Here is a 10,301-nt window from a genome sequence, read left to right as displayed (position 1 = left end):
ATGAATGTGGGAGGTGTTCGGATAAAGTCGATAATCAAGGATTCCGTTTCTCCCGCGACAAATTACCCTCGGCATACTTGCGCGAGCGATTGCTCGTGCTACACTTGCAAGTGCTGTTTCAGGGCGGGGTGGAATTCCCCACTGGCGGTAAATTGGGCGGTGCCAAAGGGGTACTGTGGCGCAGGCGAGGCGTCTGCGACCGAGCCGATGAGTCCGCGACCCGTGTGTGCGTTGGTTCGCATGCCGGCTGAACTGGTGAGATTCCAGTACCAACGGTTAGAGTCCGGATGAAAGAGGCAGGTGATCTTATGTCTGAACAGTCGCAGCATATCCATTTTGAGAACACGAATAGGTGGAGCACCAAACAGCTCGTTACCATGGCGCTGATGTGCGCCCTGGGCGCCCTGTTTATGTACGTGCAGCTGCCCATCCTTCCTTCGGCGCCGTTTTTGACGTATGACCCGTCGCTGGTGCCGGCGATGGTGTGCGGTTTTGCGTATGGTCCTGGCGCCGGCACTGCTGTTGCCGCCATGGTGATTGTTATCCATGCGCTTACCACGGGCGATTGGGTCGGCGCACTTATGAACCTGGTGGCTACGCTGGGCTACATTCTGCCCGCGGCTATCGTGTACCAGAAGATGCACACCTATAAGGGTGCTGTGATTGGCCTGGTGCTCGGCGTCATTGCCGCTACGGCGTTGTCTATGGTCGCAAACCTTACCATTGGCGTTTGGTTCTGGTATGGCTCGGTCGATGTGATCGCCCCGCTCATGATTCCCGCCGTGCTGCCGTTCAACCTTATCAAGACCGTGCTTAACTCGGTGTTGACGCTGGCGGTGTACAAGGCGGTCTCTAATCTCATCACGCCCAAGAAGGACCAGGTCAAAGGCCGCGCATGATTGAGTGTCGGGGCGTTTCCTTTAGTTATGACGGTGCCACACCGGCGCTCGATGGCATCGATCTGAACATCGAGGACGGGGAGTTTTTCTGCATCCTCGGTGGCAATGGGTCGGGTAAGTCGACGTTTGCCAAGCATCTGAATGCACTGTTGCAGCCCGATGCGGGCACGGTACGCATCAACGGCATGGACGCGTCCGACCCCGAGCTGGTTTACGACATTCGTTCGACCGCGGGCATGGTGTTCCAGAATCCCGACGACCAGCTGGTGGCAACGCTTGTCGAAGATGACGTTGCGTTTGGTCCCGAAAACCTTGGCGTGCCATCGGCACAAATTGCGCAGCGTGTACGCGAGGCGCTGAAGGGCGTGGGGCTGGTGGGCTTTGAGCGCCATGAGACCCATGCACTTTCGGGTGGTCAAAAGCAGCGCGTGGCGCTTGCCGGTGTGCTCGCCATGGAACCGCGCGTGCTCATCTTGGACGAGGCTTCTTCGATGCTCGATCCGCGTGGACGCAAGGGCCTCATGAAGGCTTGCCGCGCGTTGCACGATCGCGGCATGACCATAGTGATGATTACGCACTTTATGGAAGAGGCCGCCGAGGCCGATCGTGTCGCGGTGTTTCGGGCGGGGCGCGTTGCCATGCTCGGTACGCCCGAGGAGATTCTGACGCGGGCAGATGGGCTCGTGGGGCTCAACCTGGATATGCCGGCGTCGTGCTGCTTGGGCATGGCACTTCGTGCGAAGGGCGTGCCCGTTCATGCGCAGGTGCGCGAGGCAGATATGGTCGCCGAGGTTGCGCAGGCCTATACCGAGCGAAGTGAGGCGGGCACTGCGGGGCAGCCTTCCGCGTCCCAGTTGGAAATCGCTGACGGCATTGTTTCGGCAGACAACGAGGACAACGCGTCGGAGCCCGTCATCGAGCTATCCCATGTTTCGTACAGCTATTCGCTCAGTCCACGCGAGCGCCGTCGCTGGCATAAGCGCTCGGTCACTGCGGGCAAATCGAACAAACAGGCTCTCTGGGGAAACGACCCCAGCAGTCCGTGGGCGCTGCGCGATGTATCGCTGACGGTGCGTCGCGGCGAGTTCCTGGGCTTGGCAGGTCATACCGGTTCGGGTAAGTCGACGCTGGTCCAGCATCTCAACGGTTTGATTCGCCCCCAGGAGGGATCCGTTCGCGCGCTGGGGCTCGACCTATCAAACAAGAAAGACGCCGCTGCGGTTAAGGCCAAGGTCGGCGTGGTATTTCAGTATCCTGAGCGTCAGCTGTTTGCCGAAACCGTGGCGCAGGACGTGGCGTTTGGTCCGCACAACCTTGGCTTGCCGCAAGATGAAGTCGACCGTCGTGTCGAGTCATCACTCTCGCGCGTGGGCCTCGATCTTTCCACGGTCGGCGACAAGAGTCCCTTTGAGCTTTCGGGCGGTCAGCAACGGCGTGTGGCATTCGCCGGCGTGCTCGCCATGGAGCCCGAGGTCCTGGTGCTCGATGAACCCATGGCGGGGCTCGATCCGGCTGCGCGCAGGGATTTCCTTGAGCTTATCGGTCGACTTCACCGCGATGGCCTGACCGTTGTCATGGTTTCGCATAGTATGGATGACCTGGCCAATTGCTGCGACCGTATTGTCGTGATGAACGAGGGCGCGGTGTTTGCCGAGGGCACGCCCGCTCAGGTTTTTGCGCATGCGGATGAGCTCAAGTCGATCGGCTTGGGCGTTCCCGCCGCCCAGCGCATGGCGTTGGCGCTCGCGGAAGCGGGCGTGCCGCTGCGCTTTGACGGCCTCTATACGGTTGAGTCGCTGGCAGACGAGTTGGTGGACCTGCTAATCGGTCGCTCGGGCGGTCCTTCTAACGTCGCGGACATTGCTAAATCCAAGACGGTTGCGCGAGAGGAGGGCTGCTAATGGAGGCGTTTTCGTTTGGCAGCTACTATCCCGGCGATAGTGCGATCCACCGCCTGGACCCGCGAACTAAGTTGCTCTTGGGCTTTGTGTTTCTGATCACGACGCTCACGGTCAGCAGCTTCCGCGGACTGGCCCCGGTCGCAATCTTCGTTGTCCTGATCTATACCGTGTCCCGGGTGCCGTTGCGCCGGGTCCTATCATCGATGGCACCATTGCTGGCGATTGTCGTGGTGGTCGCAGTGCTCAACCTGTTTTCCGACCAGAGCGGGCGCATTCTGTGGCAGCTTGGCTTTTTGCAGATAAGCGAGGGCTCGCTGCATTCCGCCGCCTTTATGGCGTGCCGCCTGAGCTTGATGATGGCCGGCATGAGCGCCATTACGCTCACCACGCCCACGCTCGACCTCACCGTGGGCTTTGAGCGTCTGCTCGCACCGTTTGCGCGTGTGGGACTTCCTGCACACGAGCTCGGCATGATTATGGGTATCGCGCTGCGCTTTATGCCGCAGTTTGCCACCGAGATGAAGCAGACGGCCGATGCGCAGGCGAGCCGCGGTGCGCGCGTGACGGGAGGCCCGCTCGGCGGCGTGCGTATGCTCGGCAGTGTGGCGATCCCGCTGTTCACGGGTGTGTTCCGCCATGCCGAGACGCTGTCTGCTGCCATGGATACACGCTGCTATCACGGCGAGCAGGGCCGCACGCGCCTGCATGCGCTTGCATTTCGCCGCGGGGATGCGCTGGCTGCGGTGGTGACGGCGCTGCTGCTCGCGTGTGTCATCGTCATCAACCTTCAACTTGTTTAGGCGCGATTCGAGCGCAAGAAAGGGGTCCCTATGACCGACAACGACCGCATGGCTCAGCTCGAGCGCGCCTGTTCGTATCTCAGGCGCATTCCGGCGTGGTATCTTGCCACGACCGATGCGAGCGACGGGCATCAGCCCCGCGTGAGGCCGTTTTCGTTTGCCATGGTCGATGACGGTAAGCTGTGGTTTTGCACGTCGCGCGACAAGGACGTGTGGGCGGAGTTGAGCGCGAATCCCAAGTTTGAGCTCTCGGGCTGGAAGCCGGGGGAATGTTGGATCGTATTGACCGGCGAAGCCGCACTTGAGGACGACGCAGTTGCGAGCGACAAGGTGCGTCAAGCGGGTTTTAAGCACATGGTGGGCATCGGCGAGGAACACGAGAGTGCCAACGACGGCCGCCTTGCTTTCTTTTCGGTCCGCAACATTGCCGCCCGCTTCTGCGATATCGACGGCAGCGAAGAGCATCTGGAGCTCTAGCGCGTCTCAAATTAACTACCCGTTCCAAATTGGCTAGTGGCAGGAGGGCGCATGGACGGATTGAATACGGTTTTGGAGTATCTGACGTCGGTGCCGGCGTGGTACTTGGCGACGAGCGTGGACGGGCAGCCACATGTACGTCCATTTTCGTTTGCTCAGATCCAGGATGGCAAGCTGTGGTTTGTAACAGCGCGCACCAAAGATGTGTGGCAAGAGCTGCTGCAAAACCAGCGCTTTGAGGCCACGAGTTGGTGGCCGGGCCATGGCTGGCTCATCTTGCGCGGGCGTGCCGGCTTGGATGACCGGGCTTTAGGCGAAATGCGCGAAGCCGGGTGGAAGCATCTAGAGCACCTGGGCGAGCACTATGAGGGGCCTAACGACCCCACGCTCGTCTTCTTTAGCGTCGAGGATCCCGAGGCTTTTATCTGCAATCACGACGAATGGGTGCCGGTCGAGCTCTAGCCAGCTGGCTCATCCTAACAACTTGGTTTTCGCATGGGCGGGCCCCGTATTGCCCGGCGCCGTTAGGAGCGCCGGTCAATACGGGGCCCGCTCCATTTGTCAATTCCTTCAAGCGAATGTGTCGGGAATGTTTCAATGCATGAATATGCAAGCCATTTACGTAGTCATGCATCTTTTGGTGCTAAAGTTTCAACCCACTTCATAACGACCGCTGCGAAATGCGCATCGGTGCATAAATCGCAGACAAGGAGTCTGATATGTCTTTGAAGGTTGGAATCGTCGGCGCGGCTGGATATGTCGGAGCCGAGCTCATTCGCCTCGTCCTCGGTCATCCCGAGTTTGAACTTGCTGCCATTACGTCCAACGCCGATGCCGGCCAGCCGTTGTCTGCGGTGTACCCGAGCTTCACCGGCGTAAGCGATCTTGTCTTTACGACGCATGATGCCCCCGAGCTCAAGAACTGCGATGCGGTTTTTCTTGCCGTGCCGCACACGGCCGCCATGGCACAGGTGCCCGCGCTGCTTGCATCGGGCGTCTCCTGCTTTGATCTTTCGGCCGACTACCGTCTGAACGACGCGTCCGTTTTTGAGGCTTGGTATGCCGCCGAGCATACGAGCCCCGAGCTGCTCAAGACCCGTGCCTTCGGTCTGCCCGAGCTGTTCTGCCAGGACTTGGAGACCGCCGCATCCGACCATGCCGACGGCAAACCCGTGCTGGTCGCCTGCGCCGGTTGCTATCCCACCGCAACGAGCCTTGCCGCCGCGCCCGCCGTGCGCGCGGGCTGGGTGGCCGAGAACGGCCCCGTGATTGTCGATGCCATTAGCGGCGTGACGGGCGCCGGTAAGTCCTGCAACGCCCGCACCCATTTTTGCAGCGCCGACGAGAACTTGGAGGCCTACGGCGTGGGCAAGCATCGCCACACGCCCGAGATTGAGCAAATCCTTGGCCTGACCGATCGCGTCGTCTTTACCCCGCACCTGGCACCGCTCAAGCGCGGTCTGCTCTCCACGGTGACGCTGCCGCTCGCGCCGCAGGCTCTCGACACGCTGGCTCTTGAGGATGTCGTCGACCATTACAAGCAGTTCTACGCCGGTCGCACTTTTGTGCGCGTGCTCGATGCCGGCCAGCAGCCCAAGACGGCTTCGGTCGTCGGCACCAACGCTGCCCAGATTGGCCTCGCGCTCAACAAGCGCGCGGGCGTGCTGGTGGCGACGGGCGCCATCGACAATCTGTGCAAGGGTGCTGCGGGCCAAGCGGTCCAGTGCGCCAATATCGTCTTTGGCTTTGACGAGCGACGAGGCTTGCCCACAGTGGCGTGCCCGGTGTAGCACATTCGATTGTTAACGATTTGGTAGTCGGGCATCGAGTGGGGCGCCACTCTTAAGCTGGTTTCATGATCACGACTGGCATGGCGCACCAACCGATGTCCGTTTTTTGTTTGACATAAGGAGTCATAAAGACGATGAATACCGAGCTGTTTGATATCAAGATTCGCGCCGTCGAGGGTGGCGTTACGGCTGCGGCTGGTTTTAAGGCTGCAGGCATCCACGCTGGGTTCCGCAAGAACCCCGAGCGTCTGGATTACGCGCTCGTCGTGCCCGATAAACCCTGTCCCGGTGCTGGCGTGTTTACCACCAATCGCTTTTGCGCGGCGCCCGTGCAGGTGAGCCGAGCCAACCTGGGCGGTACCGACAAGGGGTACGGTATCATCGCCGGCATTTCGGTCAACTCTGGCAATGCCAACGCCGCCACGGGTGAGACCGGCCTTGCCTGCGCGCGCGAGACGTGCAGTATCGCCTCGCAGGTCATCGGCTGCGAACCCCAGCAGATCCTAGTTGCCTCCACGGGCGTGATTGGCCAGATTCTGCCGATCGACACGTTTGAGACCGCTATTCCTGCTGCCTACGAGGCGCTCTCCGCCCACGGTGGCGCCGATGCCGCTCGCGCCATCATGACGACCGACACGCACTCCAAGGAGTACGCCGTATCCTACGTCAGTGAGGCTGCGGGTCATGCGGGCAATGTCTATACGGTAGGCGGAATGTGCAAGGGCTCGGGCATGATCATGCCCAACATGGCCACCATGATCGCAGTTATCACCACCGATGTCCCCGTCGAGCCTGCGGCACTTCATGCCCTGCTGCTCTCGACCGTCAAGCAGACCTTTAACAAGGTAACGGTCGATTCCGACACCTCGACCAACGACACCTGCATCATGCTTGCCTCCGGCGCCGCTGCCGCAGATGCCGAGCCTATCGTCGAGGGCTCCGATGCCTTTGACGAGTTGGCATTTGCCGTGCACGAGGTGTGCGAGAGCCTGGCGCGCAATATCGCCGCCGATGGTGAGGGCGCATCCAAGCTTGTTACGGTCAACGTTACCGGCGCCGCCAACGACGAGGAGGCCGATATCGCCGCCCGTGCCGTTGCCAACTCGCCGCTCGTTAAGACCTGCATCGCCGGCCACGACTGCAACTGGGGCCGCGTTGCTATGGCGCTTGGCAAGTGCGGCGTGAAGTTTAATCAGGAAGACGTTTCCATCGACATGATGGGCATGCCTGTCTGTCGCGACGGTCTGACTGTTCCCTTTGACGAGGACGAGGCTCTGCGACGTTTTGAGGCGCCCGAGATTGTGATCTCGGCAGACCTGGGCGCGGGCGACGCGGCGACCACCGTGTGGACTTGCGACCTCACGCACGAGTACATCTCCATTAACGGCGACTACCGTTCCTAGATTCCAGGCACGCTGCGCATCTTGCCGCGATTGCGGACAGCGGAGCACGGCGCGATAACGATACGAAAGACGAGGCAGATTATGAAATTCGCACGCGATTGTCGCTCGAGTGAATCCAACGAGGCAACCGCGCAGCTGCTGTTTGAGGCGCTGCCGTGGATTAAAAACCTGACCGGCAAGACGGTCGTTATCAAGTATGGCGGAGCCGCCATGGTCGACGAGCAGCTGCGCCGCGACGTGATGAGTGACATCGTCCTGCTTAAGATCATCGGCATGCGCCCCGTTATCGTGCATGGCGGCGGCAAGGCCATCAATGAGGCGTTGAGCCACTATGACATCCCTGTCGAGTTTAAGAACGGCCAGCGTGTGACCACGCCGGCGACCATGGATATCGTGCGCGAGGTGCTGGGCGGCAAGGTCAACCAGGAGCTGGTCGCTGCCATCAACCGGCACGGCAACCTGGCCGTGGGCGTGTCGGGCAGCGATGCCGGCACGCTCATCGCCGAGCCGCTCGACCCCGAGCTCGGTCGCGTGGGCAAGGTCGCGCACGTCAACACCGACTATATCGAGCGCTTGCTCGATAGCGAGTACATTCCCGTCATCGCTACCGTTGCGGCGGGGGAGGACGGCGGCTTCTTTAACATCAACGCCGACACCGCCGCCGGTGCTGTTGCGGCGGCGCTCCATGCGCATAAGGTGATCTTCCTTACCGACGTCGATGGCCTGTATAAGGACTTTAGCGACAAGGATTCGCTTATCTCCAACCTGACGCTCGACGAGGTCAATGAGATGCTCTACGGCGGCGAGGTCGATAAGGGCATGATTCCCAAGCTGCGCGCGGCCGTCGATGCGCTTGCCGGCGGTGTATTTCGTGCCCACATCATCAACGGCACCACGCCGCATTCGCTGCTGCTGGAGCTGCTGACCGATGCCGGCGTCGGTACCGTGATCCATTCCACCGAGACGGCTTACGAGTTCGATACGCATCCGCATCCGCTTTCGACGTTTGCTGCGCGTCTGACCGAGAACCTCGACGAGGTCGAGAAGCTTCAGACGGTCTAACTGACTCGCAGCCGCCCCATTCCTGCACCCATAGGCCTGCGCCGTCTGGCGCCCAACGAAAGGCATCCCATGTCACTTGCAGCTCAGCAATCGCTTGAATCCCATTACGTTATGCATACCTTTGGCCGCTCTCCGGTCGAGTTTGTCGAGGGTCACGGCATGAAGCTCACCGGCGACGATGGTCGTGAGTACCTCGACTTTCTTGCCGGCATCGGCGTGTGCAGCCTAGGTCATGGCGACCCGGCTGTGCTCTCGGCGCTCGAGGCACAGACCAAAAAGCTCATGCATGTCTCCAATTACTTCTACATCGAGCAGCGTGGACAGGTCGCGGCGCTGCTGTCCAAGCTTGCCAACGACGACTTAGATGGTGCACGCGTGCTTGCCGATGCCATTGCCGCCGGCGATGAGACCACGGCAGCTGCTCTTGGTGCCCCGGCTGCGGATGAGCAGGTTTGGGAGACCTTCTTTGCCAACTCCGGCGCCGAGGCCAACGAGGGCTCGATGAAGCTCGGGCGCCTGTACGCCAAGCGTGCCGGTAACGGCGGCAACACTATCGTGTGCATGCGCGGCGGCTTCCACGGCCGTACGCTCGAGACCATTGCCGCCACCATGCAGGATTGGCTGCAGGATAGTTTCCGCCCGCTGCCGGGTGGCTTTGTGGCCTGCACGCCCAACGATATCGATGAACTGCGTGCGATCTTTAAGCAGCTGGGAAGCGAGGTCTGCGCTGTCATGCTCGAGCCGATTCAGGGCGAGAGCGGTGTGCACCCCATGACCGAGGAGTTTATGGCGGCGGCGCGTGACTTGGCACACGAGGCAGGCGCCGTTCTTATCGCCGACGAAGTCCAGTGTGGCATCTTCCGCTCCGGCAAGCCGTTTGCATTCCAGACCTATGGCGTGGAACCCGACATTATGAGCCTTGCCAAGGGCATTGCCGATGGCGTGCCCATGGGTGCCGTGGTGGCAAAGAAGGAAATCGCCGACGTGTTTAAGCCGGGCGACCACGGCTCGACCTTTGGCGGTAGCTGCTTGGCCGTCGCGGCGTGCGCCGCGACGCTCTCCGCGCTCGTGCGCGGCGGCTATGCTGAGCATGCCGCCAAGGTGGGCGCCTATATGGAGCAGGCGCTGGCCAAGCTTCCGCACGTTACCGAGGTGCGCGGTCGCGGCTTGATGCTCGGCTGCGACTTGGATGACGCTGCGGGCGATGCGCATGATATTGTTGCCCGCGCGCTTGCCGCCGGCGCTGTGATTAACGCTACTGGTGCCCACACGCTGCGTTTCCTGCCGCCGCTTGTCTGCGAGGAAGTCGACGTGGACGGCCTGATCGAGATCCTGGCGGGCGTTTTGGGCTAACACGGCGCAATAACTTAATTTGGACCGGGTTCTGGACTGCGGGCGTGCCATATGCGGCACGATTCAGCGGTCCGGAACCCGTTTTGCCACAAATCTGCAATGGCCAGGAGAGCCTTTGGACAAAAAATGCCAAATGTGAGTACTGTCACCAGCTGAATCTCATATGAAACCGACTATCTAGGATTAGTTAGACCACACATGTTCAGTTATGTTAATGGGGAAACAGCTAGCAAAGGCTTCAAATCGCTGATTCAGGGCTAGATTTACCCAGCGAAACCCAAAAATCGCTGCTACAAAATTAGTAACAGTACTCATTTTTGCCATTTTTTGGCCACGGCCTTTGTGGCGGACGTGCTGGCGGGTTCGAATCCCATGCACCGGGCGCAAGCAAAAACGGTCCCCTTTCGAGGACCGTTTCCAAATCAGTGGTGGGCGATGAGGGATTCGAACCCCCAGCCTTGTGCGTGTAAAGCACCTGCGCTAACCGTTGCGCCAATCGCCCGTGCGGAGAGAGTATAGCAAAACAATCGCCTCATTCATCTCATATCCATTAAAGGTAACCGTCGCGTGTCACAGCCCTTGATTATCGACTTTATCCGAACACCTCCCACATTCA

The 10,301-nt window shown here is 60.4% G+C and carries 9 protein-coding genes, 1 tRNA gene and 1 riboswitch; of the genes, 9 read left to right on the top strand and 1 reads right to left on the bottom strand.

Annotated elements, in window-relative coordinates; genetic code table 11:
• Positions 1-110 precede the first annotated feature (110 nt).
• Positions 111-303: riboswitch (FMN riboswitch) on the top strand.
• A 5-nt stretch (positions 304-308) separates the two neighbouring features.
• From DXD56_RS09640 to DXD56_RS09600, 9 genes are all read left to right on the top strand, one after another.
• Positions 309-899 carry an ECF transporter S component gene (locus DXD56_RS09640; RefSeq protein WP_117641052.1) on the top strand — a complete coding sequence of 197 codons (591 nt, stop codon included), beginning with the start codon at positions 309-311 and terminating at the stop codon, positions 897-899.
• Positions 896-2,800, top strand: a complete 1,905-nt coding sequence (locus DXD56_RS09635) for an energy-coupling factor transporter ATPase (RefSeq protein WP_117641051.1) — start codon at positions 896-898, stop codon at positions 2,798-2,800. Before DXD56_RS09640 ends, DXD56_RS09635 begins: the two co-directional genes overlap by 4 nt.
• Positions 2,800-3,600, top strand: a complete 801-nt coding sequence (locus DXD56_RS09630; protein ID WP_117641050.1) for an energy-coupling factor transporter transmembrane protein EcfT — start codon at positions 2,800-2,802, stop codon at positions 3,598-3,600. The genes DXD56_RS09635 and DXD56_RS09630 overlap by 1 nt, the downstream gene beginning before the upstream one ends.
• Positions 3,601-3,630: 30 nt before the next feature.
• On the top strand, positions 3,631-4,077 hold the full coding sequence (locus DXD56_RS09625; protein ID WP_117641049.1) for a pyridoxamine 5'-phosphate oxidase family protein: 447 nt from the start codon (positions 3,631-3,633) through the stop codon (positions 4,075-4,077).
• A 51-nt stretch (positions 4,078-4,128) separates the two neighbouring features.
• Entirely contained in the window at positions 4,129-4,539 is a 411-nt protein-coding gene (locus DXD56_RS09620; RefSeq protein ID WP_055252303.1) for a pyridoxamine 5'-phosphate oxidase family protein, read from the top strand.
• A gap of 257 nt (positions 4,540-4,796) precedes the next feature.
• Positions 4,797-5,867 (top strand): N-acetyl-gamma-glutamyl-phosphate reductase, encoded by a 1,071-nt coding sequence (argC, locus tag DXD56_RS09615; protein ID WP_117641048.1) that lies wholly within the window; start codon positions 4,797-4,799, stop codon positions 5,865-5,867.
• Positions 5,868-6,001: 134 nt separating this feature from the next.
• Entirely contained in the window at positions 6,002-7,270 is a 1,269-nt protein-coding gene (gene argJ / locus DXD56_RS09610; protein ID WP_199411582.1) for a bifunctional glutamate N-acetyltransferase/amino-acid acetyltransferase ArgJ, read from the top strand.
• Between the two features lie 81 nt (positions 7,271-7,351).
• Positions 7,352-8,332 (top strand): acetylglutamate kinase, encoded by a 981-nt coding sequence (argB, locus tag DXD56_RS09605; RefSeq protein WP_117641046.1) that lies wholly within the window; start codon positions 7,352-7,354, stop codon positions 8,330-8,332.
• A gap of 69 nt (positions 8,333-8,401) precedes the next feature.
• Complete coding sequence (locus tag DXD56_RS09600; protein ID WP_117641045.1) at positions 8,402-9,685, top strand: aminotransferase class III-fold pyridoxal phosphate-dependent enzyme; 1,284 nt, start codon at positions 8,402-8,404, stop codon at positions 9,683-9,685.
• A 426-nt stretch (positions 9,686-10,111) separates the two neighbouring features.
• Here DXD56_RS09600 and DXD56_RS09595 read toward each other — a convergent pair.
• Positions 10,112-10,187 (bottom strand) — tRNA-Val (locus DXD56_RS09595).
• Between the last annotated feature and the right edge of the window lie 114 nt (positions 10,188-10,301).

Source organism: Collinsella sp. TM06-3 (assembly GCF_003436395.1).
In the GTDB taxonomy this organism is placed as follows: Bacteria; Actinomycetota; Coriobacteriia; order Coriobacteriales; family Coriobacteriaceae; genus Collinsella.
The sequence above is the reverse complement of the archived record's forward strand: the minus strand, read 5'-3'. Positions and strand labels throughout refer to the sequence as shown.